A 24672-nucleotide genomic window follows, 5' to 3' on the forward strand; every position below is an offset into this window, starting at 1 on the left:
TCACGCCTTTCGTTCGATGGAAGCGGTGGTGGCCTCGCGGAGCTTGGCCTCGACCTCGGCCTCGGTGGGCATCGCGTCGGAGCAGGAGAGCCGGCCCGCGACCAGGGCTCCGGCGGCGTTGGCGAAGGAGACCGTGCGGTGGGTGTCCCAGCCGGCGAGCAGACCGTGGCAGAGCGCGCCGCCGAAGGCGTCACCGGCACCGAGACCGTTGACGACGTCCACCGGTACCGGCGGTATCTCGACGGCCGAACCGTCGCGGCCGACGGCCAGGACACCCTTGGGGCCCTGCTTCACCACCGCCAGCTCCACCCCGGCCGTGAGCAGTGCTTTCGCGGCGGCGTACGGCTCGCGCTCACCCGTCGCCACCTCGCACTCGTCGAGGTTGCCGACGGCCACCGTGGTGTGGCGCAAGGCCTCGACGTAGTACGCCCGCGCCTGATCCGCGTCGGTCCAGGCTGTGCCTTTCCAAAACGCCGGCCGCCAGTCCAGGTCGAAGACGGTCGGGCCGGACTTCGCCCGGTGTGCCAGCGCGGCGAGCGTGGCCGAGCGGCTCGGCTCCTCGCTCAGGCCCGTCCCGGTGACCCAGAAGATCCGGGCGTCACGCACGGCGTCCAGGTCCAGTTCGTCCGGCTGGATGTCCAGGTCGGGGGCCTTGGGCAGGCGGTAGAAGTACAGCGGGAAATCGTCCGGCGGGAAGATCTCGCAGAACGTCACCGGGGTCGGCGCGATGTCCGACGTACCGACGAACCGGCTGTCGACGCCGTACCCCTCCAAGGCCGTGCGGACGAAGTCCCCGAACGGGTCCCGGCCCGTCTTCGTGATCACGGCCGCGGAGTGCCCGTAACGGGCCGCGGCGACGGCGACGTTGGTCGGACTCCCGCCCAGGTACTTGCCGAACGACGTGACCTCGGCCAGGCCCACACCGGTCTGGAGCGGATATACGTCCACCCCTACGCGGCCCATGGTCAGCACTTCGAACGGCATCACGCTGGTTTCCCTTTCGTGCCGGAGACGGAGGCGTTCAGGAGATTCACTGCCGCGCTCTACTAGCGCGCTCTAGTCTGTGTACGATGACTCCTGTCCAAATGTCATGTCAATACCTTGTTGCCAGGAGATTTCGAGAGGCCCGTAGGGTTGGCCGCGGCGGAAGGTGGATTCACAGGTGGATGCGTCAGGAAAGCAGCGGCCCACGATGGCGGACGTCGCCGCGAAAGCAGGCGTGTCGCGGGCGCTCGTCTCGATCATCTTCCGCGGTCAGCCGGGCGCGAGCGATGAGACGCGGCAGCGGGTGCTGCGGGTGGCCGACGAGATCGGCTACCACCCCGACAGCGCGGCCAGGCTGCTGGCCCGCGGCCGCAGCCGCACGCTCGGCGTGATGTTCACCGTGCACCAGACCTTCCACGCGGACCTCATCGCGGGGATCTACCCCGAGGCCGAACGCCTCGGCTACGACGTCCTGCTCTCCGCAGCCACCCACGGCCGCAGCGAGGCGAAGGCGGCCGAGGCGCTGCTCAGCCACCGTTGCGAGGCGCTGATCCTGCTCGGCCCCGAGGCGGAGGCCACTTATCTCGACGAACTCGGACACAGAGCGGTGACAGTCTCGGTCAGCCGCCGAGTGCCCCGCGCCCGCGTGGACTTCGTCCACAGCGCCGAGGGCAAGGGGGTGCACCAGGCCATGGAGCATCTCGTCGAACTGGGGCACCGCCGAATCGTGCACATCGACGGCGGCCGAGGTCCCGGATCGGTCGAGCGGCGGCGTGCCTACCGGGCCGCGATGCGCCGGCACGGGCTGGAGGCCGAAGTGCGGGTCATCCCCGGGGAGCACACGGAGGAATCGGGCATCGAGTCGGGCCGCCTGTTCCTGGCGGAGCGCGATCGGGGGCAGGCTCTCCCGACGGCGGTCCTCGCGGGCAACGACCGGTGTGCGTGGGGCCTGTTGATGGCCCTGACGCGGGCAGGCGTCGATGTCCCGCGTGATGTCTCGGTTGTCGGGTACGACGACAGCCACCTCTCCCATCTCATGCCGATCGGCCTGACCACCGTCCGCCAGGACGCCGCTCTGATGGCGGAGCATGCCGTGCGGTTCGCCGTCGAACGGCTGGAGAATCCGGATCTGGAAGTCCGGGAGGTCGTCCTGGATCCGAAGCTCGTGGTGCGCGGTACCAGTGACAAGGCACCGGAGACGTCGGCCTGAGGCACCGGCGACCGGGCATGTCCCCCCAGCAGTTGGGGCTTTGGGCCTTGCGTGCCGGGGGGACGCCGCTACAGCGCTGTCAGGTCTTTCGCGTCGGGGAGTTCTTCGACGTCGACGCCGCGGACCTGGGACAACTCGTGCTTGAGGGCGGCGAGTTCGGTGCCGCCGGCCATGTGGTTGGTCAGCTCCTCCAGCGTGATCTCGCTGCGCTCGGCGGAGAGTTCCATGGTGCCCAGGCGCAGGACGCTGAAGTGGTCGCCGACCATGTAGGCGTGGTGCGGGTTGTGCGTGATGAAGATGACCCCGAGACCGCGTTCGCGGGCGGCGGCCACGTACTTGAGGACCACACCGGACTGCTTGACACCGAGGGCCGCGGTCGGCTCGTCCAGGATCAGGACACGCGCCCCGAAGTAGACGGCGCGGGCGATCGCCACGCACTGGCGCTGGCCGCCGGAGAGCGTGCCGATGGGCTGTTCGAGGTTGTCCAGGATGATGCCCATGTTGCGGAGTTCCTGGTCCGCGGTCTTCTTCATCTTCTCGATGTCGAGACGGCGGATGGGCCAGGGGCCCTTGGTCATCTCGGAGCCGAGGAAGAAGTTCCGCCACACCGGCATCAACGGCACCACGGCCAGGTCCTGGTAGACCGTCGCGATGCCCTTGTCCAACGCCTGGCGGGGGGTGGTGAAGTGCACCGGTTGGCCGTCGACGAGGAACTCGCCCTCCGTGTGCTGGTGCAGCCCGGAGATGATTTTGATCAGCGTGGACTTGCCCGCGCCGTTGTCGCCCAGCACGCAGGTCACCTGACCCGGGCGCACGGCGAGGTCCACCCCGTGCAGGGCACGGATGTTGCCGTAGGACTTGCCCGCGTTGCGGAGCTGGACGGTCGGGCGGTCCTCGTCCTCCGGCTCCGTGTCCTGGAGGATCGCGCCATGGGTGCCGGCTTCTTTGCTTGTCATTGTGTTCACCTCCGGGTCGCGGTGCGCTGCACCCACAAGTTGATGAGGACGGCGCCGAGCAGCATCACGCCGAGGAAGGCCTTGAACCAGTCGGGGTTCCAGCCTGCGTAGACGATGCCCTGCTGCACCATGCCGAACATGAACGCCCCGAACACCGGGCCGATCGCCGAACCGGCACCGCCGGTCAGCAGACAGCCGCCGATGACGGCCGCCGAGATGAAGATCAGCTCCTGCCCGACGCCTTCACCGGACTGCACGGTGTTGAAAGAGAACAACTGGTGCATGCCGATGAACCAGGCACCGAAACCCACCAGCATGAACAGCGAGATCTTCGTGAACGCCACCGGCACACCCACGGCCCGCGCACTGTCCTTGTTCCCGCCGACCGCGAAGATCCAGTTCCCGTACTTCGTCCGCAGCAGCACCCACGTCGCAATCGCCGCGAACACCAGCCACCACACGATGGTGATCTTCACCTGCACGCCGCCGACGTCGAAGGACGACGCGAAGACCTTCTTGGCCTGGCTGAAGCCGTCCATGGAGCTGATGTCGTCGGTCGCCACATTGCCGGTGACCAGCTTGGTCACCGCGAGGTTGACGCCCTGCAGGATCAGGAAACTGCCCAGAGTGATCAGGAAGCTCGGCAGCCCGGTCTTGACCACCAGCCAGCCGTTGAGGAAGCCGATTGCCAGCGACACGACCAGGGCCGCGATCACACCGACCCATACGTTCATGGTCAGTTGGTAGCTGAGCATGCTCGCCGTCAGCGCCGAGGTGATCACCGCGACACCGGCGGAGAGGTCGAACTCCCCGCCGATCATCAACAGGGCGACCGGCAACGCCATGATGCCGATCGTCGACGAGCCGTAGAGGATGTTCGCCATCGAGGCGCCTTCGCGCACCGGCGGGGCGGCGATCAGGAAGAACACGTACACCGCGGCGGCACCGAGGAAGACGCCCACCTCGGGGCGGGCCAACAGTCGTAGCGCTTGCGGACGTTCGGCCGTGCGGCCGTCAACCTCCTTGGGGCCGGGGGCCGGCGGTGTGGTCACCGCCGGCTCGGCGTGCTGGGTCATACTCATCACCGGGTTCCGTTGGCGGCGAACTTGGCGACGCTGTCCACGTTCGTCTTGTCGATGAAAGCCGGTCCGGTGAGGACGGGCGCGGTGCCGCCGCCGCTGTAGTTGCCGTTGGTCTTGTAGAGCCACAGTGAGTCGACCGCCAAGTAGCCCTGGAGATACGGCTGCTGGTCCACGGCGAATTCGATCTTGCCGTCCTGGACGGCCTTCACCAGGTCCTTGCTGAGGTCGAAGGTGGCGAGCTTGGCCTTGCTGCCGGAGTCGGTCAACGACTGGATCGCGGTCAGCGCGATCGGGGCGCCGAGGGTGACCACCTGGTCGATGGAGGAGTCCTGTGTGAGCTTTGCGGTGATGGTCGACTTCACGGACGGCATGTCGGTGCCGTTGACGTAGAGGATGTCGGTCTTGCCGCTGAAGCCCTTCTTCAGACCGGCGCAGCGGGCCTCGAGGGCGACCTGGCCCTGTTCCTGGATGACACAGAGGGCGTGCTTGGCGCCGAGTTGGTTGAGGCGCTCGCCGAATGCCTGGCCGGCGATGTTCTCGTCCTGGCCGAAGTACTCCAGCATGCCGAGCTTCTTCCAGTCGCTCACACCGGAGTTGAAGCCGACCACGGGGATGCCGGCCGACTTGGCCTTGGCCACCACGTCCTTCATGGCGTCCGGCTTGGCCGCGGTGAGCGCGATGCCGTCGACCTTCTGGTCGATCGCGTTCTGCACGAGGTTGGCCTGGTTACCGGCGCTGGGATCGCTGGAGTAGACGAGCTTGACGTTGTCCTTGGCGGCAGCGGCTTGGGCGCCCTTGCGGACCAGGTCCCAGAAGGTGTCGCCGGGGGCGGCATGGGTGACCATGGCCACCGTCATGCGCGGGGTGGTGGCCTTGCCCGCCGAGGCGTCCGCACCTCCTTCCTCGGACTTCTTGCCGCCCGAGCTGCTGGAACAGCCGGCGGCGAACAGAGTGCCGACCAGAACGGTGGCGGTGAAAACTGCGGCTCGGTGGTTTCTGCGCATGTCCCTTGCACCTCGCTGTGCTTGTCAGGGTGGAGTCTGTGGTGGTCGGAAGCGCGTCCCGCGTCGGCGGCCGATGCATGTTCAACGAGTGGCGACGTGGTGCGCGAGTGGTGTGTATGTGCCGTGCGTGGCGGCTCGTCTTCTGCGGCGGTCGTTGGTGTAGACCGCCTGTTCAGCGACTGGAGCGCTTTAGTAGCGCGCTCTAGTTGGAGAGACTATGAGGCCGTCTCTGCGGGGATGTCAACAGGTATGTCAGGACGTACCAACAAAGTGTTCGGAATGAAATTGAGTCCCGGATCCGGTCATGGGGTTGGCTGTACTGGCCACCTGACCGCCCTGGGCCAAGGGCTGATCGGCGCCGGACGGACGGCCGGGGCTCATGGCCTCCGGATCAGAGGTGCGCCGGTTCGGGCGACGGTGTCCTCTGGGCTTCGCGCTCGCGCTGGATCGGCTGGGTGAGGCGAGGGGGCGCGTGGCGCTTGGTTTGCCCAGGGAAAGGTGCAGGGTGAAGCCTTCTAGCAGGCGCAGGGTCAGCCTGCGGGCCACCACGGTGTCGCCGCTGGCGAGGGCCTGGTCCCGGCGATGCCACCCGCGCCGGTGGCGGCGAGGTCCTCGCCCCGGCCGCCCTGCGGCTGGGTCCCGTCGCTGGCATCGGCGGCAGGGGGTGCGGCGCCGGCGTCGGAGGAGGACGTCGTGTCGGACGTACTCGCGGACGGCGTCGGTGTGGTGGCCGCGACGATCGCCTTGTCACGAGTGAAGGTAAGGGTGCCGAAGCCGAGATGGTCCAGGCCGGCACCGGTTCGTAGTCACCGCCGCCGCCCTCGGGCTTGACCTTGGCCGCCATCTCGCTCACGTACGGCGCGTCGAGGCCGGCAATCCAGGCGTCCTCGGTCCCGTCGCTGCCACCAGTTCCGGGCTTGCGAAGCAGGAGGCCACCTTCCGATTCGTCACCGGACTGGCCGATTCCCACGGCTACTCGCTCAAGGACGCCTCGGGCAGGTGCCTGCGTCACGACGCCTTCCGTATCCGGCTGGACGCCAACGACGGATCGGCCGGAGCAGGGCCGCGAACGGAATCCGTCCGGCCAGGTCATCGACGCTCTCGCGCGGGCGCTTCGGCTGGACTCCGACGCCTGCTGGCATGCCTACCGTCTGGCTGGGCTGGTACCGAGACCGGAGGCCCCTGACCTTGATGAGGAGCGGGTGGAGCCGGGGCTGCGGCGGCTGATGGACGGCTTCGCGGCGGCCGTCGCCTACGTGGTCAATCGGCGGTTGGATGTTCTCGCCTCGAATGCGTCGGCCGCCGCCCTGCTCTCCGCACTGACCGGCCCGCGCCACATGGTCCGCTCCCTCTTCTGTGACCCGGCCGCACGCACGCTGTTCGCGGACTGGGGCACAGTGGCTCGCGACACCGTCGCCGCCCTACGGCTCGCCTACGGCCACGAGCGCCACGATCCCCGGCTCGCCGCCCTGATCGATGAACTCAGCGCGGAGAGCGACGAGTTCGCGGAGCTATGGGGGCGCCAGGACGTCAATCGGCTAGGCAGCAGGGACAAGACCTTTGACCCCCCGTGGCGGGACGGTTGACCCTCTCGTATCAGACCTTCGAGGTGCAGGACGCGCCGGGCCAGTGCCTGCTCGTGGGCACCGCCGAACCTGGCAGCAAGGACGCCGACCGCCTGGCCCTGCTCTGCGCTCCGCAACCGCTCGATGATCGACAGGCTTCCATCGCCCCTCCTGTAACGGAAACCATCGTTTGCGTTTAGGGTGAGGACATGCCCCGTCTGAGCGAGGCGCGCCGGGAAGAACGGCGGCGCCACATTCTCACCAGTGCCTGGAGTTGCTTCTCCCGCAACGGTTTCCACGCCACGTCGATGGACGATGTCATCGCCGCGACCGGCATGTCCTCCAGCGCCGTCTACCGCTACTTCCGCAGCAAGGACGACCTCATCGACGCCGCCGCGGACGAGGCCCTGACCCTGATCCGCGACCTGTTCCGCCGGCTCCTGGAACGCCGTCCCACCCCTTCGCCGTCCGCGGTACTTGAGGCGATGGCGGCCGAGGCCCGCGACCGGGGCGAGGGACAGTCGTACGATCTGAGCCGCATCGCGATCCAGGCGTGGGGCGAGGCACTGCGCAGTCCGGAACTCGAAGGACGCACCCGGACCTTCTACCTCAGCATGCGGGACAACCTCGTCGAACTGGCCCGCCGCTGGCGCGACGAGGGACAGGTGCCGCCCACGGCGGACCCGGAGCAGATCGCGACCGTGCTGATGACGCTCATGCCCGGGCTCCTGGTCGGCCGACACCTCGTGGAGCCCGTCGCCACCGAGCAGTTGATCGGTGGCCTCTCGTCCCTCGCCTCGGCCTTCGACGACGCGCCGATGTGAGGGCGGGGTCAGATCCGGGCCGGGCCGGTGCTGAGCCAGGGTGAGGCGTACTCGATCCGGTCGGCGTCCAGTCCGTGGGGCGCGGTGGTGTAGAGGCGCAGGCGCTGGCCGTCGGGGTCGGGGATGACCAGCACCCAGCCCACCAGAGCGACGACCGGCGGCGAGTGGGTGATGCCGCGGCTGTCCAGGTGGGTGATCCAACGGTCCAGGGCCGCGCGGTCGTCGACGGCCAGGGTGAGGAATTCATACCCCGCCAAGGCGGTCGCGGTCGCCGGATCCAGGCGCAGTTCCAGGCGGGTGCCCAGCCCGGGGACGTCGAGGATGACGGCGAAGAGAGTGCCGTCGGGGCGACGGTGGTCCAGCTGTGTCAGACGGCTGGCGCCCAGCACCGCGGCGTACCACCGGACGCTGCGCTCCAGGTCGGTGACGGGCAGCTTGATGTGGTGGATGCCCGAGGGCGTCGGGATCGCGGAGGTGCCGGCGATGTTCATCGTCACTCCTGGGTCTGCGTGGCGAGGTGGGCGGAGCGTTCGACGCGGGCTCCACGACGCCACAGGGCGGTGATATCGCGCAGCGCGGTGATGTCCTGGGTGGGGTCGCCGTCGACGAGCAGCAGGTCGGCCCGGAGTCCGGGGGCGATCCGGCCTCGGTCGGTGAGGGCGAACGCGTCGGCGGGCGCGGCGGTGGCGGCGGTCAGGGCCTCGGCCGGGGTGAGGCCGGCGGCGACGAGCAGGGCGAGTTCGCCGTGGTAGCTGATGCCGTGGGTGGTGGGGTGCCCGTGGCCGCTCGTACCGTCCGTGCCCGCGAGCAGTGGTACACCGAGGCGGAACATCCGTACGGCGGCGTCGGCGGCGTGCCGAGGGTCGACCCCGACGGGCCCGACGCGCTGTTCAGGGGCGATGGCGCGGATCTTCTCCAGGTCCGCCAACCACTGCGGATCGGCGTAGGGGCGCAGCCTGGGGTCTTCGGCGAGTTCGTACTCGGCCGGGGTGGCGGTCATCCCGGTGAGCGTGGTCAAGGTGGGCACGACGAACACGCCGTTCTCCGCCGCCACTTCGATCAGGGCCTGGTCGCTGGTGCCGTCGGCGGGAGCGTGGGCCAGGCCGTCGATGCCGCTGACGATCGCCTGGCGTGCCGCCGTGCGGGTGAGGGTGTGGGCGACGGTCCGCAGCCCGCGATCGTGGGCTGCCCTGATCAGGGCGAGGAGCGTTTCCGGAGACATGAGGGGCAGGGGCTTGCCGATGGCGGTGCCGTCCTCGATGAAGATCTTGAGGTGGTCCGCGCCCTCGGCGACCCGGGCCGCGACGAACGCTTCGGCATCGTCGGGTCCGGCCACGGTGGGGAAGGGCTCGATCATGCCGAGTTCGACCAGCTGGCAGGGGTGTCCGCCCGGCGCGGTGGCGCCGGTGGTGGCTACGCGTACGTCGGCCAGGTCGTCCCGTTCGTCGGCCGCGGCGCGCATCCGTCGGGCGAGGCCGGGAGCACTGCCCATGTCGAGTTCGGTCGTGATGCCGAACATCAGCGCCTGACGCAGCTGTGCCGTGTCGGTGGTGTGGGTGTGGGCGTCGATCAGACCGGGCAGCAGGGTGCGACCGGTGCCGTCGAGGACCGTCGCTCCCGCCGGTGCGACAAGATCCGTGCCGACGGCGGCGATCACGGGTCCGTCGATCAGGACGTCCTGCATCGGCTGCGGTCGACGGCCGTCGAAGACGGCGACCTGGCGGATGAGGGTGGGTGAAGAGGTAGCAGGGGTCATGTCCGTGTCTCCTTGAACTCGCTGTCTTTCAGGGGGATTTACTGGGGCACGCACTGGCGGAGCAGGTTGGTGACGTCGCTCTGGTCCGTCGGGACTCCGGCGGCGGCCAGGTAGCCGTCGGGGCGTACGAGGAGCGTGGTCGGCAGGCCGGGGACGTGCCGGACGGTCAGTGGCCCGCGCCGGCTCAGCTGGTGGTCGGGCTGAGGCGCGCTGGGACCGGGCAGGGCCAGGGTCCAGCGCAGGCCGTCCGGTGGGACGGTCAGGGGCGAGACGCGGGTGCCGATGCGTGGGGCGCCGAGGTCGGGTTCGCGGGTGTAGCTGATGTCGAGCTGGGCGAGGGCGTCGGCCAGCCAGTCGGTGATGCCCGGGGTGGCGGCCGCCGCGGACAGCAGGGCGTTGCGGCGTCGGCCCGCGGCCGGGTCGGCCAGGGTGGCGAGGCGGGCGAACTGGCTTGTGGAAGCGACGAGTTGGGCCGCGATCGGCTGGCGCTCGCGGTGATAGCTGTCCAGCAGTTCGTCCGGTGCGGCGCCGGTGAGGACGGCGTGCAGCTTCCAGGCGAGGTTCCCGGCGTCCTGGATGCCGGTGTTCATGCCCTGACCTCCGGCCGGGCTGTGGGTGTGGGCGGCATCCCCGACCAGGAAGACCGGCCCGGAGCGGAAGCGCTCGGCCAGCCGTTCCTGGGCCCGGTAGGTGGCGGCCGCGACGACCTCGTCCACGGCCGCGCTCTCGCCTGCGGGACCGCGCGCGGCGAGCAACGCTTCGACTTCTCCCGCATCCGGTGCGGCCGAGCCGGGCGGCACCGGTGCGACCAGGCGGTGCAGTCCCTGCATGAGCGGGGACAGGAGCAGCAGCCCGGCGTCGGACAGGAAGAACGTGGCATCCTCGGACGCCGCCGCCTGCGATCCCGGCTTCAGGCGTACGTCGGCGAGCGCGAACAACTGCTCAGGAGCGTCCCCCGGGAAGCCGATGCCGGCAGCGGTGCGCACCGTACTGTGCACGCCGTCGCAGCCGACCAGAAACCGGGCCGACACCGCACGCAGTGCCCCGTCCGGCGTGGTGACCGTGGCGGTGACGCCGGGAAAGTCCGGGGCGAAGCCGAGAAGCCGATGCCCTCGGTGGACAGTGCCGCCCAGGTCCTCCAGCCGCCGCGCCAGGTGTTCCTCGGTGGTCTGCTGGGACGCGAGCAGCATGTAGGGGTGCGGTGTGCTCAGCCGGTCGTAACTGGTCCGCAGGAGCGCCCTTTCACGGTCGTGCAGACAGAAGCCGCGCCCCTTCTTTCCGCCGTCGACCAAGTCCGCGCTGACACCGATTCGGTCCAGGTACTCCAGTGTTCGCGGTTGCACGGCGGCAGCCTTGGAACCGGGCTGGATCTCGGCGTTCCGGTCGATCAGCACATGGTCCACGCCCAGTTGGGCCAGGCTCGCCGCGAGGGTCAGTCCAGTGGGGCCTGCCCCGGAGATCAGGACATCCGTGTGGCACGGGAGAACAGGGGCAGTTGGCGACTTCGGCATGACGCGCTCCTCGCCGTCCGGCGCGGCGGCGCCCGAAGAGGCTTCGAGGCGTCGGCATCACCAAACGAAAACGTTCGTTTGCGTTTCATGCTGAAAGTAGCACTCCGTAACTCACAGTGCAAACGATCGTTTCTCTTTGGGTGTCGGAGGGCGGACGCTTTGCTGATCGCCCGGTCGCCTGACGATGAGGAATCCGGGGCCGGGCCGCCTTAGTACGTCAGATATCGGCGCTGTGCCGTCACGACCTCGCCCAGGGCGGCGGCTGTTTCGCCGAACAGATGGGGGACGTTCGCGAAACCGTGCACCATGCGGGGGTAGTCGAACACGTCCACGGGGACGCCGGCCTGCTGCAGGCGCTCGGCGTACATGGCGCCTTCGTCGTGGAGCGGATCGTGGCCGGCCACGACGATCGTCGTGGGCGGGAGGCCCGTGTGATCGGCTGCGTGCAGAGGGGAGATTCCCGGTTCCAGGGGGTTGGCGTCCTCCGGCAGGTAGTGGTGGTAGGCGTTGCGCACGCCGGCGGCTGTGAGCCAGGGGGCGTTCGCGTTCGTGCGGTGCGAGGGTGCTGTCATCGAGGCGTCGGTCGCCGGGTACAGGAGCCCTTGGTGGCGGATCGTCGGGCCGCCGCGGTCCCGGGCGAGCAGGGAGACGGCCGCGGCCAGGTTGCCGCCGGCGCTCTCGCCGAGCAGCCCGAGGCGTGTCGCGTCGCCGCCTAGTTCCGCGGCGTGCCCGGTCACCCAGACCAGTGCCGCATAACAGTCGTCGAGTCCCGCCGGGTAGCGGTTTCGGGGAGCGAGGCGGTAGTCGACCGACACGACGATCGCGCCCGTTCCCTCGGCGACCGTCGAGCAGATGAAGTCGGCTTCCCGAGGGCTTCCCGACACCCATCCGCCGCCGTGGAAGTGGACGATGACGGCGCGCTTGTCCAGGGCTTCGGCGCTGGGGGTGTGGATGCGCAGGGTGATGTCACCGGCGGGCCCGTCGATGACCCGCTGATGTGTCGACGGCCCCAGCCGGTCGGCTCTCGCCCGCGTCCGTTCCTGCTGCTTCTCCAGCTGCGCGGCGGTGGCCGTGGCCAGTCGCGGCCCGGCGATGAGCGGGATCTTCCAGATGGCGCGCGCGATCAGCGGTGGCTTGGGGCGAGGAGGTGTGGTTCCTGACATGCCGTTTCCTCTTTTCGTGGGTCAGGCGGAGCGCAGGTCGAACGTCACCTGGATCGGGACGGGGGAACCCGTGACCGGCAGGCCGACGGCCACGCCCTCGCCGGTGACCCGCGCGGGGGCCGGCGTTCCGTCGGCGAGGCGGGCGGATCGTGGGTCCACGCGGGCTGCGTCCACGGTGAGTACCGGTGCGGCCTCGGTGGTCCAGATGAACGCGTGGAGCCGGTCGCCGGTCCGGGTCCAGCGAACCCACGGCGTCTCGGCGGGCTTGGCCAGCTCTGCGGCCACCGGGGTCGAGCCGAACACGGACGGGCCGTTGAGGGCATTCCACTCGGCCAGTTCCACGAGCGTCCGCCGCTGCAGGTCGGGAACGGTGCCCTCGGCGGTCAGCCCGATGTTGAGCAGGAGGTTGCCGCCGCGGGAGACGACATCCACGAAATGGCTGATCGCCTCGGGTCCGCTGAGGGAGGTGGACTCGTCGTCCAGCCGGTTGTAGCCGAATGAGTAGCCGATGCCGCGGGTGTTCTCCCACATCTCGCTGCCCTCGACGGCGCCCCCGTGCTGGTATTCGCTCGTCCGGAAGTCCCAGTGCGTCTCGCCCCACCGGTCGTTGACGACACCCTCGGGGTTCGCGGCGTAGAAACTCTCGAAGAGGCTCACCAGGCTCTTGGGGCCCTCGGCCTTTCCGGCGTCCGGCCACTCGATGTCGCCCCAGAGCACGTCCGGCCGGTAGCGGGCGATGAGGTCGGTCATGTGGTCGTGGGCGTAGTCCGCGTACGCCCTGTCGACCGGGCGCACGCCGAAGCTTTCGACGTCGACGATGGGCGGCGTGCTCCCGGCATGCCAGTCGAGGCCGCCCGAGTAGTACACGCCGAAGCGGACTCCTGCTGCGCGGGCCGCGACGCTGAGCTCGTCGACGAGGTCCCGGCGCGGTCCGCGGTGCACCGTGTTGCGGTCGCCGGTGCCGGGGGCGTCCCACAAGGTGACGCCGTCGTGGTGTTTCGTCGTCGGGACGAAGTAGCCGGCGCCGGTGGCGGCGACCAGTTCCATGAGATCGGCGGCGTCGAAGTCCTTGGCCGTCCACTGGTCGAGGAAATCGTCGTACGGTGCGTCGCCATACGCCTCGCGGTGGTGTTCCGCGGCGGGGCTGCCGACGATGCGGATGGTGTTGGCGTACCACTCCGCGTAGGGGTTGTGGATGAAGAACCTGTCCGGGTCGATCGTGCCGGAGGTCCCGGTCGGCTCGGCCCAGGCGGGCACCGAGTACGGTCCCCAATGGACGAAGATTCCGAGCTTGGCGTCACGGAACCAGCCCGGTGTCTCCCGCTCGAACCTGCGGTACTGCTCCGGTCGCTGCGGCGCTTCTTGGAACATGGCCACGGAGTGAGCCTCTCAGTGTGTGGTGGGATGCGCCGAACCGGCCTGGAGCCGCTGCCTGAGCAGGAAGCGCTGGGTCTTGCCGCTCGGCGTTTTGGGCAGTTCGGGCACGAAGTGGATCGCACGGGGATAGGCGTGGGCGGCGAAGCCGGTCTTGACCGCCTGCTGGAGTTCGGCGACGAGCTCGTCGCCGGGCCGGGCCGTGGGACGCAGCACCACGAAGGCCACGAGCACTTCACCGCGCAGCTCGTCGGGGGCGCCGACGACAGCCGCCTCGGCGACGGCCTCGTGGGCGGCCAGCACGCTCTCCACGTCGAACGGCCCGATGCGGTAGCCGCCCATCAGGATGACGTCGTCGTCGCGGGCGGCGAAGAACAGGTATCCGTCCTCGTCCTTCGTCGCGACGTCGCCGGTGTAGTACCAGCGCCGGTCGGGGCTGAACCGCTCCGCCGTGCGGCCCTCAGCGTCCTGATAGCCGGTGAACCACATCAGCGGGCTGTGGGCGCAGTCGACGGCGACCCGACCGGTCACGCCGGTCCCGGCGGGGACGTCGTCGTCCGGCCGGAGGATCTCGACGGTCCAGCCCGGCAGGGCGCGTCCCATGGATCCGGGTCGCACCTCGCCGCGGAGGTCCTGGTGCCAGGCGTTGGCGACCGCCATACCGAGTTCGGTCTGGCCGTAGTGGTCGAGGACCGGGACGCCGAGCGTGCGCTCGGCCCAGGGGATCACATCCTGGGTGAGGGGCTCACCCGCGGACGAGCAGTGCCGTAGCCGCAGGTTCTGGGGGACCGGGGTGTCGGCGTGACGCAGGGCGCGGTACACGGTCGGCCCTGCCGCGAAGTTGGTGACGGCGAACCGCGACAGCACCGACCAGGTCAGCGCGGGGCTGAACCCCGAGTGCAGGAGGACGGCGGTGCGGCCCAGAGCGAGCGGGGCGACGAGCGAGAAGTACAGGCCGTAGGCCCAGCCCGGATCGGCGGCGTTCCAGAACACGTCCGAAGGCCGGTGGTCCAAGCCGTACTCCTGGTACATCGCGAACGCGGCGACGGCCCGCAGCGGCACCGGCACGCCCTTGGGCGATCCGGTCGTGCCGGAGGTGAACAGCTCGATGACGGGCGCGTCGCCGCCCGCGGATACGGCGCGTTCCAGCGGTGGATGTGCCGCGATCAGGTCGGCGAAGGCCAGCGTCCCGTCGTCGGTCGGCCCGGTCGTGATGATCCGGCGTCCGGCGTCCGCGGGGAACGCCGGGGAGGGGGCGAGCTTGGCACGCTGGTCGGCGTCGACGAACACCGCCTTGGTGCCGTTGCCGGTGATCCGGACCCCGATCGCCGGCGGCGCGAAGGCCGTGAACAAGGGGATGTGCACCGCGCCGAGGCGCCAGATGGCGAGCAGGGCGACGACCAGTTCGGCGGACTTCCCCATCAGCGTGGCGACGCGGTCGCCGGGGCCGACGCCCAGGTCGGCCAGCGCGCTCGCCATCCGGGCCGAGGATTCCTTGAGCTCTCCGAACGTGAGGTTCCGGCCGGTCAGGTCGGGTTCGACGAGCGTGAACGCGACGGCGTCAGCCGGGTGCCGGTCGCACAGCAGCTCCGCCGTGCACGCTGTCGGCGAACCGAAGATCGCGAGCAGGTCCGCCATGTGGTGTTCCGGACTGGTCATCTTGCTCCTTGAAGGGGGCGTTGATCGGCGCGTACCGTTAACGCGATGTTTCCTCGGACCGCTCCGAGTCCGGCACCCCCGGATGAGGGGGGCGCCGCGGACAGCGCCGCACCGTTTCGAGGAGGCGTCATGACCACCAGGCCGATCTCTGTCGCCGAGGACAGCAGGCTGATCGGTCGGGCCCTGGCCGAGCTGCGTGACGCCACCGGGCTGGGCCTCGCTTTCGGCGGCGTGGTGACCGCCGAAGGGCAGGTGCGGCTCGACGAGTTCGCCGGAGTCACCAAGGGCGCGCTGCGCGGCGTCGGCCTGGCCTTCGGGCAGGGACTCGGCGGCAAGGTGGTCGCCCTGCGGCGCCCGATGGCGGTCAACGACTACGTCGCGAGCGAGCGGATCAGCCACCACTACGACCGGGTGATCACCGCCGAGGGCCTGCGCGCGATGGTGGCGGTGCCGGTGGTGGTGTGCCGGACGGTGCGCGGGGTGCTGTACGGGGCGGTCCGCCAGGTCGTGCCGCTGGGAGACCGCGCCGTACAGGCGGTGGCCGACGCGGCCCGCGACCTGGAACAGGAACTCGCCGTACGCGATGAAGTGGCCCGGCGCCTGGCCTGGTTGAGCGAACGGGCGGCTGCGGCGGAGCCGGCGCCGGGGCCGATGACGCCCCAGTGGGAGCTGGTCAGAGAGGCGTACGCGGATCTGCGGAGCCTCGCGGGACAGCTCACAGATTCTGAGGCCAGGCAGCAGTTCGATGTCGCGTGCGAAAAGCTCGCCGCCGCAGGGCATTCGGCACCCGGAGATTCCCGCGCACCGGTGCTCTCTCCCCGGGAGCTGGACGTCCTGGCGTGCGTCGCCGTCGGGCGAAGCAACGCCGACGCGGCGATCGAACTCGGCATCGGTGTCGAGACGGTGAAGAGCTACTTGCGCAGCGCGACACGCAAACTCGGATCCCGCTCGCGCTTGGAGGCGGTCGTGGCCGCTCGCCGCCTGGGCCTCCTGCCGTGAGATGCATCGAGTCCTGACCGCTTACGGCGGTGGAACTCAGAGAGGCGACTGGCCTGCGTGTGAGCGGTGGCCGCAGCTGCTGCCGCGAACCGGGCGCGGCACGAGTGCAGTAGCGGCTGACGCGGCAAGAGTGCGATCCACGGCTGGTATTGGCCCGTGCTTCGAAGGCCGTCGCGGACTTGTCGGTGCGCACATGAATCATCGGCGATCTGCTGTAGCCGTTGGACCTCGCTAACCCGGGTCGGTCGTAGCCGACTGTTCCAGCTCCAGCTCGCAGCGACCGTGTGGGTGCGGCCCGCTAATGGTTGTCGGCTGTCCCGGTGAGGGCCCGGTGCCGGCGGATCTCGGCATGGTGGGTGATGGCCCAGTCGATCAGGGAGGCCACGATGTCTTTGAGGCTGGCGCCGAGCGGGGCGAGGGCGTATTCCACCCGTGGCGGCACTTCGGCATAGGCGGTCCGGGTGATCAGGCCGTCATGGTGGAGCTGGGCCAGGGTGCGCGAGAGCATGCGCTGGGAGATGCCGGGGATGGCGTGCAGCAGTTCGGTGTAGCGCATCACGCCGTCCTGCAGGGTCGCGATCACCATCAGCGTCCACTTGTCCCCGACCCGGTCCATGATCTGGCGGACGAAGTCCGCGTCCTCGACCGGGATACGGGCGCAGGGCCCTGGGAGCCCGGTTGTTTCCCTCTGGATCGCGACGTCGTCCATTGCGGACATCCCCCTTCGGTAGCGGACATGGATGTGTGTTTTGTAGGCCCTCCCATACTGGCCTATCGTGGCGCTACATACCAATCGTATGTATCGAGGTCACGCCGTTCTGCCTGGTGCAGACCAGTCCTCGATCGTGCGCCGCGGAGGCGCCCTGACTCACCATGGAGGCACCACATGACCGGATCCGCACCGACTCATGCACAGCAGGACGAGATGTCGCTGCCGAGTAGCTACCGAGTGGTCGAAACCGGGGTGACGGAGACGGGACTCTCGACGATCGCCAAGGACAACGTCGTGCCCGTCAACACCGTCCCGGACGGACGCGGCCTCAGCCGGCTCTGGGAGGCCGACGGGGTGCTGCCGGGCGGTGACGCGGCGACATCGGGGGACGACGCGGTGGAGTCGCCGTTCTTCCCCGAGGCGGGCGGAGTGCGGTTCTGGTCGGTGACCGTGCCCCCCGAGACCCCGGGCACTCCGCCGCCCGCGGAGTTCCACCAGACCTCTTCGCTCGACGTCGGGATCGTCCTCTCCGGACGGATCGTGCTGGAGATGGAGGACGGGACGTCCGCGGAGTTGTCGGCGGGGGAGGCGTTCGCCCAGCTGGGCACCCCGCACAACTGGCGCAATCCGTACTCCGTGGATGCCGTCATCGGGGTCGTCATGATGGGCCGGGACAAATGACGGAACGCCGACGGCCGTTCGTAAGTTGATGTCTGCTGCCAAGTGACACGAGGCGAGGGTGCGGACCGCGATGCCGCGTACCGCACCCCCCTGTCGAGGTTGCGGATGTCGGCTTCGATCAGGATGCCGAGCTACGACAGGGGCCACGCGCCATTGGCCCGTCCGGCATTGCTGCAGTCGTATGAACACTTCGCGCCAGGACTCCCGCAAGGGCTCCGTGCCGTGCACGATCCATGATCAAGCACAGTCAGTCCGAGGAGCCCACCATGTGCGCACAGCAGGACCCTTCGCTGCCGGAACACGCTTTCGCAGCGCAGCAGTTCACCCGGCGTCGGCTCCTGGCACTCGCTCCTGCCGGAGCCGCGGCGCTCGCCCTGGGGGTCCCGGCCCCCGCCGCGTCAGCGGTGTCGGCGGCCGGAACGGATCGGGCGACGTTGGCGCAGGAGGCGTACATATGGGGCTTTCCGCTGGTGATGATGGAGACGTATCTCGCGTCCGCGCGTGAGCAGAAGGTCCCCGTGAACCGCCTGTTCGTCGCCAACTCGCTTGCCACGCCGGCCACGAAGGCCGGCGGCCCGAACAACGACACCCTGTTCGGCTCGGCCTGGCTGGATCTGTCCAGGGAACCGCAGGTGGTGATCGTCCCGGACACTGATGACCGCTACTACTCGATACAGCTGCAGGACGTCTACACCAACACCTTTGCCTATATCGGCCGCCGCACCACAGGGACCCGCGCCGGGGCCTACGCGCTCACCGCACCAGGCTGGAAGGGCAGGCTGCCGCGCGGTGTGACCCGCATCGTCGCGCCCACCGCACAGGTGCTCGCCCTCACCCGCACCCTGGTCGAGGGCGAAGCCGATCTGCCTGCCGCACGGGCCGTACAGGCGAAGTACGCGCTGGCGCCGCTCAGTTGCTATCCGGAGCGCGCCGTCCCGGCGGAGGCGGTCGACGAGCCGCTCAAGTTCCCCATCCTCGACCTCAGCGCGCAGGGCGCCGCCTACTTCGACAAGCTGTGCCAGGGGTTGGTGGCTGCCCCGCCGCCGTCCAGCGACCGGGCGCGGCTCGCCAGGTTCGCGAAGATCGGCATCGGTCCGGGACGCAAGCCGACGCGGAACGCGGCCGCCGTCCCCGTCCTGGCCCAGGCGGCGCTCGACGCCAACAAACGCATCACCCAGTACGTCTTCGCCGTCGGCGTCAACGGCTGGACGGTCGCCACCGGCATCACCGGCTTCATCAAGGACCCGCTGTACCGCGCCGCGATCACCCAGTACGGCCCGGGTACGCATGTGTCCGAGGAGGCGCTGTACTTCACCGCACGGAGCGGCCCGGACGGCCAGACGCTGAACGGGGCGAACCGCTACGCGCTGCGCTTCGCGGCCGGTGAGCTGCCGCCGGTCGACGCGTTCTGGTCCCTCACGCTGTACGGCCAGGACTGGCGCCTCGTGGAAAATCCGATCCAGCGCTACTCGATCGGCGACCGCACGGCAGGCCTGGCCTACGGCGCCGACGGCTCACTCGAATTGCTCATCCAGAACGACGAGCCGTCGGAAGGCCAGGCCAACTGGCTTCCGGCGCCGACTGGTTCCTTCATCCTGGTCCTGCGCACCTATCAGCCCGGCGCGGCGCTGCTCGACGGCAGCTATGAAATGCCGCCGATCACGACGGCCGGTCCCCTCTGACGCCGGTATCAAGAAGTCCAGACGCGCTCCGCGTAGTCCGCGAAGTTCTTGCCGAGGATCTTCTCGATGCGTTCCGAACGGTAACCGCGCTTCTCGCGGTGTGATCCCGCGATCGCGCGCGTACGCGTAGGTCATGGCGTCTCCTCGGTGGGCAGATGCTGGGCTGACTTGAGTGTGGTGCTCCTGGCCGGGCGATCACGTGTGGGTCAGCCTCTGAAGACGCAATCGGCCTGGTCGCGGTGAATGGCGTGCAAGTCCCAGTAGATGGGCGAGAGTTGATCGGCCTGGGATCGCGCCGCAGCGTGGACCCCGGCTCGGGCCCCCCTCCCCGCCTCGCCCGCGCACGACGACCTCTACAGGGCCATGCTCCGCACCGCCCCTACGGGCGACACCGCGCCGAAGCCGAAGCCGAAGTCGGAGCAGAACAGCTGACCTGCTGGGCCCGCGGCGGCCTGTCCGCGCTCCGTACCGTGCGAGGGGGCGCGCCGCAGCGATCACCAGGGCCTGTTGTGAAAGTGACGGCTTGAGTCGCCGTCGAAGACGAGGTACCGGACCCTTGCGCTCGACACTGGCTTCGGTCGCTCTTTCGGTGGGAGTTCAGAGCCCTGATCAACGCGGGTCCCGGCCGACTCCCCGCCAAGCGGATGCGGGCCATGGGTCCGAAGAGCGGGACAACAGGGACCGTCCCTCACGGGTCTAGCCACTGATGACACACCATCAGGCTTCGCCGTGCGGGCAGGCGGTGAACCCAGCGTCCCGAAGGGGGACTTCATGCGCATGTGTCCGGCCGTCGCCGTCGCTTTCCTGACGATCGCCCTTTCCGTATCGGTGCTTCCGGCCACGGCCCAAGCAGCCGACAAGGCCGCTTCCAGCGACACCATGTTCTCGAACATCGTGGTCAACGAAGGCAAGGACATCGTGCTCGGCCTGACCACCCGAAAGACCGTCACGATCACGTGGACGGCCCGGGACGCGGAGGGTATTGCCGCGTCCTGGGCCTACCTGTCGCACGGCCCCAACACCGACGACGCCGATGGCATCCTGCCGCTGTATCCACCGGAGGGAACATGTGTGGTGTCGCCCGCCCGACCCGACCACCTCCACGTGCAGGGTGAGCTTCACCGTGGACGCCCTGCGCGACTTCGACCACAACGGCCTCGCCGGTACCTGGAAGGTGCTCGGCGCGGCCCAGGACACCAACGACGACTGGGCAGTTCCGTCTACACCGCGCGTTGACCACGGCAACGGCGTCCCCTTCCCTTCGTCCGGTTCCCTTCGTCCGGAACGCCATCGAGTGTCGGAGCATCGCTGCCACTCACCCTCGCGTGACCAAGCCCGCTACGACTCTTGACCGGGGCGCTGGCAAGGATGGCGTGGCCCAGGGCGGTGGACCAGCCACGGTTGGGCTTCCTGTTCCTCAATGGCGCTCTGTCCGCTATGGCCGTCCCCAGAGGGTGGCCGGCGCACCGGCCTGGTGTGCGTGCAACCGGATCGTCCGAGGTTGCCCCTGGTCTTCGCTGTCCCTGCCGGTTCCTGACCTTGGCTCCGCATCCACGGCTCTGCCGGACTGGGTGCTCATTGACGGAAATCATGTACGACAGGAGCGAGTTGGCTATACGAATGATGCTGTGCACTCACTGCGCCGGCGCGACAACCGATGGTCACTGACGGTTCGGCTGCTGAGCCACCTGCTACCCGGTGTGGCGATCGCGATCGGGGCCGTGCTCGGACTGGTCTCCTCCGACCGAGTCACACCCGTCATGGTCGTTCTCACCGCTCTGGCGGTGGTGAGCGGTATCGCCGTACCGCCGATCGTCGACCGGCTTCGGGAAAGAGCCGCGCGGCAGACCGAGCATCAACTCCTTCTCGCGCAAAGGCAGGAGGGTGCGGCCGCGGAACGTGCGGAGCAACTGCGCAGTCACTTTCGTCCGAGAGGGCGCGGTGTTCTACCGTCCAGCCTCCGGGAAGGTTCCTACTTCGCGGGCCGGGTGCAGGTCCTGAGCGAGCTGACCGCGTGGATCAACACCGAGGGTACGGACACCACGCGATCCCGAGTAGTGACCGGGGCGCCTGGATCAGGCAAGTCGGCCGTTCTCGGACGGCTGGTGAGCCTGGCCGACGCCCAGCTACGTGGTGAGACACCCATCGCGGTGGACCAGGCGTTACCGCAGATCGGCGCCCTCTGCGCCGCCGTACACGTGCGAGGCCGCACGGTCGACGAGGTCGCCGCTGAGATCTCACGGGCGCTGAACATCGACGAGTCGACGGCCGGTGGCCTGCTCGCCCACCTCCGAGAGACCCGGGAACATCGGGCGACCGTGGTGGTCGTGGACGGGGTCGACGAGGCAGTGGACGCTCAGCGACTCATCGTCGACCTGTTGGAACCCCTTGCGGCGGCTTCGGGCAGGACGGGCATACGCCTCCTCGTCGGCACCCGTCCGGGCGGCGAGGACGACCTGCTGCGCCTGTTCGGAGGCTCGGCACGAGTCATCGACCTGGACGAGGCCTGCTATCTGGACCGGCGTGACATCGCCGAGTACGTCCGCCTCACGATGCTCGCCGAGAGCGATCCGCAGATCCCCACGCCCTACCGGTCCCGCCCTGAACTCGCGGCATCGGTCGGCGCTGCCGTGGCGGTTCGCTCCGGCCGCAGTTTCCTGGTGGCACAGCTCACCGCACTGTCCCTCATGGCAGCGAGCGAACCCGTCGACACGAACAGCGCGGGCTGGCAGGAGACGTTTCCCACCACCGTGGGTGCTGCGATGGAACGCTACCTGCGTGACGTGCAGCCAGGCGGACCGTGGTTGCGCGACCTGCTGATGGCACTGGCCTGGTCCCAGGGGGACGGCTTCGACGACCCGCGAACCTGGGCGGCCGCGGCCACAGCACTGGGCACCGACACATACTCGGAACGCGACGTCACCCGGTTGCTCCTGGACACCACGGCGATCGACCTGCTGCACCGCACCGAACGCGGATCGGGAGTCCGGTTCCGGCTCTTCCACGAGGCACTTGGCGAACACCTGCGCCAGCTCAGCGCCCGGCAGCGTCCACCAGCCGAGATCCACCGCCGTCTCACAGAAGTACTTCTCGAGCGCCTGGGGGCGACGTCTGCCGAGGGGCTGCTCTGGGCGGACGCCGACGCCTACACGCGCACGTACCTGCCCTTCCACGCAGCCGAGGGCCAAGTACTCGACAGGCTGCTGCGGGACGCGAGGTTCCTGGCCGCGATGGATCCTGCCCGCCTGCTGGCAGCTCTACCGGCGGCGTCCACCCCGTCGGGCCGCAGGGCGGCCCGCACCGTTCAGAGAGTCGGACAGCAACTGCTCATGGCGCCCGAGGACGAGCGGGTCTGCTACCTCGAGATGGCGGCGCGAATGGCCGGCGACGAGGAGTTGGCCGCCTCATTGGCCGCGGCGTTTCCCGACCGTCCCTGGGCGGTGCGCTGGGCGCACTGGGACGACCTCGTCGCGACTCGTATGCTCGGCCACCACGACGACTACGTCCTCGCCCTCGCCACCGTTGAACACCCGAGGGGAGCCGTGGTGCTCTCGGCGAGCGCGTGGGCTGTCCAGGCATGGTTCCTCAGGGACGGCGCGCCGTTGGCGTCCGGAGTGCACGAACCCGAATCGGCCATCGTCGACATGACTGCGTTCATGCAGAGTGACGGCATCGCCGTCATCACGCTGCACAAGGACGGTCGTCTGCTGCGTACGGTGCCGGACGCGACCGACGGCCAGGCCGTTCTCGCGGATCAGCGTGCCCTGCATGGCGTTTGGCCCGTCGTCATCGGGGGCGACGCCGCAGTCGCGACCGTCAGCGAGGAGGGCGTCATCCAGATTCTGTCCGCCGAGCACGGCGGGTTGTTGGATCTTCCCCGCATTGTTCTCGGGGAACAGGAACGAGTACTCGCGGTGGGCAATGCGGGCGATCGATGTCTCGCCGTGGTTACCACGGAGGAGTCCGAACTCAGCACGTGGGACGTGCAGTCCGCCCGGCGGATCGGCGAGCCGTTCAGAGCCAGTGTGGAGATATCCGGTTGGCGCGCCGACCTGCATATCTGGACGGTTTCGATCGCGGAAGGGGAGGGCGGACCAGTTCTGCTTCTTGGGACACAGGCCGGCCAGGTGATCGCATGGGATCCGGTGCGAGGGACGACAATCGGCGATCCGTATCACGGTGGAGCCGGTGTGTTCTCCACTCTCATCGCCGGTCATCACAGCGATCTGTGGTGCTGGGGCGATTGGAACGGGGACGTTTTCATTCGCCCATCAGGACAGGGGGAAACAAGGCGACTTGCCATTCACGACGGCGGCGTGGAGTCCATCGTTCAGTGTGAACTGGACGGAACCCGCTGGGTCGTCACGGGCGGACGCGATGGTGCTGTACGTGTCTGGGACAGCCGAGCGGATTGGCCGGAAACGCAGGCCAACGAGTACCACCTGGTTGTCGCGGGTGTCGCGGGTGTCGCGGGTGTGGCGGGTGTCGGGGGTGTCGGGGAAATGGAGGACAACTGCGTCGCAGCGCTCAGCGCAGACGGAGGGTTCGCGATCTTCGACACGGAAATGGGCAACGTCCTTGCGAGACTCGAATCTCCGGCCGAGAGTCGCTACCGCAGTGCGGCGGCAGTGCCTGGTGATCCGACGTCCTTCGTCACCTTGGACGCAGAAGGGCGCTTTGCGCTGCGACGATTCCCGAACGGGCAAGTGTCGTACGACCACCGACTTCCAGCGGAAGAAGAATGGGCCCGTGTCGCGGTCATCGAGCGTGAACGGCCGCTGCTGCTCGCCACCGCCTTCAGCGGTCGGCTCGGCTTCTTCGACCTGACCTCGGGCGAGCCGGTTCGGTCACCGCTTCAATGCCACGCCGGCAGATTCGTGGTGGCCCCGCTTCCCGAGCAGCCGGACGACGCCTTGCGATTCGTCACGTGGGACTGGGAGGAATACCAAACACGCCTCTGGACCGTGACCGGCGATGACGCGCGATTCGAGGATCTGGCTCTCTCCGCCCGTACGGGCATCGAAGACCCATTCCGGATCACGGCTGTTTCCTTCGGCCGCTCGGGCCATGAACCAATCGTCGTCGGAGTCGGGTCCTACTCTCGATTGGCTGTCTGGAGCGCCGAAGACGGTTCATTGATGACCCAGGCCCAACTGGAGCGCGGACACCACATGGAATTGACGGATGTCGACCTGGCTCACTACGGCGAGCGATCGATTGCCGTCACGGGTGGTCATACGTGTTCCGTAGGGCTGTGGTCCTTGGCAGGCGGACAGGAGTACCACGTGCGAGTCGGGTCACCCCTGTGGCGAACCAGGGTCCTTCCCCCACATCGAGTGGTCATGGTCGGATCTCGCGGCATCATGGCCATTGAGCTTGGTTCCCAGTCCTTCGACCGCTTCATCGGACCGTAGCTTTGGCGTCCGATCGCGCGCACTGGCCGTCGCCAGGGGCCCCTAGGAGTCGGGTTATATCCTTCTGCGCGAACTGTGCCGTGAATTGAGCGGCGG

Annotated in this window: 18 protein-coding genes and 2 pseudogenes; 9 read left to right on the forward strand and 11 right to left on the reverse strand. The window is 68.8% G+C overall.

Features of this window, described 5'->3' with window-relative positions:
* Positions 1-984 (reverse strand): 5-dehydro-2-deoxygluconokinase, encoded by a 984-nt coding sequence (gene iolC / locus OG246_RS27220; RefSeq protein WP_266470933.1) that lies wholly within the window; start codon positions 982-984, stop codon positions 1-3.
* A 208-nt stretch (positions 985-1192) separates the two neighbouring features.
* On the opposite strand from iolC, the gene OG246_RS27225 reads away from it, so the two are divergent.
* On the forward strand, positions 1193-2194 hold the full coding sequence (locus OG246_RS27225) for a LacI family DNA-binding transcriptional regulator (RefSeq protein WP_266470936.1): 1002 nt from the start codon (positions 1193-1195) through the stop codon (positions 2192-2194).
* 68 nt (positions 2195-2262) lie between these two features.
* Here OG246_RS27225 and OG246_RS27230 read toward each other — a convergent pair whose 3' ends face one another.
* Genes OG246_RS27230 through OG246_RS27240 form a run of 3 tightly spaced genes read right to left on the reverse strand, consistent with a single transcriptional unit; the run spans position 2263 to position 5236 of the window.
* Entirely contained in the window at positions 2263-3150 is an 888-nt protein-coding gene (locus tag OG246_RS27230; protein WP_266469117.1) for an ATP-binding cassette domain-containing protein, read from the reverse strand.
* Between the two features lie 5 nt (positions 3151-3155).
* Positions 3156-4232, reverse strand: coding sequence for an ABC transporter permease (locus tag OG246_RS27235; protein WP_266469119.1), 1077 nt, complete (start codon positions 4230-4232; stop codon positions 3156-3158).
* The gene (locus OG246_RS27240; RefSeq protein ID WP_266469121.1) at positions 4232-5236 is read right to left on the reverse strand and encodes a sugar ABC transporter substrate-binding protein; all 1005 of its coding nucleotides are present in this window, start codon (positions 5234-5236) and stop codon (positions 4232-4234) included. The genes OG246_RS27235 and OG246_RS27240 overlap by 1 nt, the downstream gene beginning before the upstream one ends.
* Positions 5237-6173: 937 nt before the next feature.
* Between OG246_RS27240 and OG246_RS27245 the strand changes: the two are divergent.
* From OG246_RS27245 to OG246_RS27255, 3 genes and pseudogenes are all read left to right on the forward strand, one after another.
* Positions 6174-6422 (forward strand): annotated as a pseudogene (locus tag OG246_RS27245) (AbfB domain-containing protein); the annotation flags it as partial.
* A gap of 40 nt (positions 6423-6462) precedes the next feature.
* Positions 6463-7001: pseudogene (locus OG246_RS27250) on the forward strand (hypothetical protein).
* A gap of 9 nt (positions 7002-7010) precedes the next feature.
* Complete coding sequence (locus tag OG246_RS27255; RefSeq protein ID WP_266469123.1) at positions 7011-7625, forward strand: TetR/AcrR family transcriptional regulator; 615 nt, start codon at positions 7011-7013, stop codon at positions 7623-7625.
* Positions 7626-7633: 8 nt separating this feature from the next.
* Here OG246_RS27255 and OG246_RS27260 read toward each other — a convergent pair whose 3' ends face one another.
* From OG246_RS27260 to OG246_RS27285, 6 genes are all read right to left on the reverse strand, one after another.
* Entirely contained in the window at positions 7634-8116 is a 483-nt protein-coding gene (locus OG246_RS27260; RefSeq protein ID WP_266469125.1) for a VOC family protein, read from the reverse strand.
* Positions 8117-8118: 2 nt separating this feature from the next.
* Positions 8119-9381 carry an amidohydrolase family protein gene (locus OG246_RS27265; RefSeq protein WP_266469126.1) on the reverse strand — a complete coding sequence of 421 codons (1263 nt, stop codon included), beginning with the start codon at positions 9379-9381 and terminating at the stop codon, positions 8119-8121.
* A 38-nt stretch (positions 9382-9419) separates the two neighbouring features.
* Positions 9420-10892, reverse strand: coding sequence for an FAD-dependent monooxygenase (locus tag OG246_RS27270; RefSeq protein ID WP_266469128.1), 1473 nt, complete (start codon positions 10890-10892; stop codon positions 9420-9422).
* A gap of 209 nt (positions 10893-11101) precedes the next feature.
* Complete coding sequence (locus OG246_RS27275; RefSeq protein ID WP_266469130.1) at positions 11102-12055, reverse strand: alpha/beta hydrolase; 954 nt, start codon at positions 12053-12055, stop codon at positions 11102-11104.
* Between the two features lie 21 nt (positions 12056-12076).
* A complete protein-coding gene (locus OG246_RS27280; RefSeq protein ID WP_266470939.1) occupies positions 12077-13426 on the reverse strand; it encodes an alpha-L-fucosidase in 1350 nt (449 codons plus the stop codon).
* Between the two features lie 18 nt (positions 13427-13444).
* Positions 13445-15088 carry an AMP-binding protein gene (locus tag OG246_RS27285; RefSeq protein ID WP_266469131.1) on the reverse strand — a complete coding sequence of 548 codons (1644 nt, stop codon included), beginning with the start codon at positions 15086-15088 and terminating at the stop codon, positions 13445-13447.
* Positions 15089-15217: 129 nt separating this feature from the next.
* Between OG246_RS27285 and OG246_RS27290 the strand changes: the two genes are divergently transcribed.
* The gene (locus tag OG246_RS27290; protein ID WP_266469133.1) at positions 15218-16087 is read left to right on the forward strand and encodes a LuxR C-terminal-related transcriptional regulator; all 870 of its coding nucleotides are present in this window, start codon (positions 15218-15220) and stop codon (positions 16085-16087) included.
* A gap of 298 nt (positions 16088-16385) precedes the next feature.
* Here OG246_RS27290 and OG246_RS27295 read toward each other — a convergent pair whose 3' ends face one another.
* Entirely contained in the window at positions 16386-16805 is a 420-nt protein-coding gene (locus tag OG246_RS27295) for a helix-turn-helix domain-containing protein (RefSeq protein ID WP_323178332.1), read from the reverse strand.
* Positions 16806-16973: 168 nt separating this feature from the next.
* On the opposite strand from OG246_RS27295, the gene OG246_RS27300 reads away from it, so the two are divergent.
* The 4 genes from OG246_RS27300 to OG246_RS27315 all read left to right on the forward strand — a co-directional run bounded on the left by OG246_RS27300 (position 16974) and on the right by OG246_RS27315 (position 24576).
* A complete protein-coding gene (locus OG246_RS27300) occupies positions 16974-17480 on the forward strand; it encodes a cupin domain-containing protein (RefSeq protein ID WP_266469136.1) in 507 nt (168 codons plus the stop codon).
* A gap of 266 nt (positions 17481-17746) precedes the next feature.
* Positions 17747-19162 (forward strand): DUF1254 domain-containing protein, encoded by a 1416-nt coding sequence (locus OG246_RS27305; RefSeq protein ID WP_266469138.1) that lies wholly within the window; start codon positions 17747-17749, stop codon positions 19160-19162.
* A gap of 771 nt (positions 19163-19933) precedes the next feature.
* Positions 19934-20398: a hypothetical protein gene (locus OG246_RS27310; protein WP_266469140.1), complete on the forward strand. Its 465-nt coding sequence runs from the start codon at positions 19934-19936 to the stop codon at positions 20396-20398.
* A gap of 392 nt (positions 20399-20790) precedes the next feature.
* Positions 20791-24576 (forward strand): AAA family ATPase, encoded by a 3786-nt coding sequence (locus OG246_RS27315; RefSeq protein WP_266469143.1) that lies wholly within the window; start codon positions 20791-20793, stop codon positions 24574-24576.
* Positions 24577-24672 lie beyond the last annotated feature (96 nt).

It is taken from the genome of Streptomyces sp. NBC_00620 (assembly GCF_026341825.1).
GTDB lineage: Bacteria > Actinomycetota > Actinomycetes > Streptomycetales > Streptomycetaceae > Streptomyces.

Excerpts from the sequence above, each read along its gene's own strand:
- iolC (WP_266470933.1), bottom strand. The coding sequence starts at position 984 with ATGCCGTTCGAAGTGCTGACCATGGGCCGCGTAGGGGTGGACGTATAT.
- OG246_RS27225 (WP_266470936.1), top strand. The coding sequence starts at position 1,193 with ATGGCGGACGTCGCCGCGAAAGCAGGCGTGTCGCGGGCGCTCGTCTCG.
- OG246_RS27230 (WP_266469117.1), bottom strand. The coding sequence starts at position 3,150 with ATGACAAGCAAAGAAGCCGGCACCCATGGCGCGATCCTCCAGGACACG.
- OG246_RS27235 (WP_266469119.1), bottom strand. The coding sequence starts at position 4,232 with ATGAGTATGACCCAGCACGCCGAGCCGGCGGTGACCACACCGCCGGCC.
- OG246_RS27240 (WP_266469121.1), bottom strand. The coding sequence starts at position 5,236 with ATGCGCAGAAACCACCGAGCCGCAGTTTTCACCGCCACCGTTCTGGTC.
- OG246_RS27255 (WP_266469123.1), top strand. The coding sequence starts at position 7,011 with ATGCCCCGTCTGAGCGAGGCGCGCCGGGAAGAACGGCGGCGCCACATT.
- OG246_RS27260 (WP_266469125.1), bottom strand. The coding sequence starts at position 8,116 with ATGAACATCGCCGGCACCTCCGCGATCCCGACGCCCTCGGGCATCCAC.
- OG246_RS27265 (WP_266469126.1), bottom strand. The coding sequence starts at position 9,381 with ATGACCCCTGCTACCTCTTCACCCACCCTCATCCGCCAGGTCGCCGTC.
- OG246_RS27270 (WP_266469128.1), bottom strand. The coding sequence starts at position 10,892 with ATGCCGAAGTCGCCAACTGCCCCTGTTCTCCCGTGCCACACGGATGTC.
- OG246_RS27275 (WP_266469130.1), bottom strand. The coding sequence starts at position 12,055 with ATGTCAGGAACCACACCTCCTCGCCCCAAGCCACCGCTGATCGCGCGC.
- OG246_RS27280 (WP_266470939.1), bottom strand. The coding sequence starts at position 13,426 with ATGTTCCAAGAAGCGCCGCAGCGACCGGAGCAGTACCGCAGGTTCGAG.
- OG246_RS27285 (WP_266469131.1), bottom strand. The coding sequence starts at position 15,088 with ATGACCAGTCCGGAACACCACATGGCGGACCTGCTCGCGATCTTCGGT.
- OG246_RS27290 (WP_266469133.1), top strand. The coding sequence starts at position 15,218 with ATGACCACCAGGCCGATCTCTGTCGCCGAGGACAGCAGGCTGATCGGT.
- OG246_RS27295 (WP_323178332.1), bottom strand. The coding sequence starts at position 16,805 with ATGTCCGCAATGGACGACGTCGCGATCCAGAGGGAAACAACCGGGCTC.
- OG246_RS27300 (WP_266469136.1), top strand. The coding sequence starts at position 16,974 with ATGACCGGATCCGCACCGACTCATGCACAGCAGGACGAGATGTCGCTG.
- OG246_RS27305 (WP_266469138.1), top strand. The coding sequence starts at position 17,747 with ATGTGCGCACAGCAGGACCCTTCGCTGCCGGAACACGCTTTCGCAGCG.
- OG246_RS27310 (WP_266469140.1), top strand. The coding sequence starts at position 19,934 with ATGCGCATGTGTCCGGCCGTCGCCGTCGCTTTCCTGACGATCGCCCTT.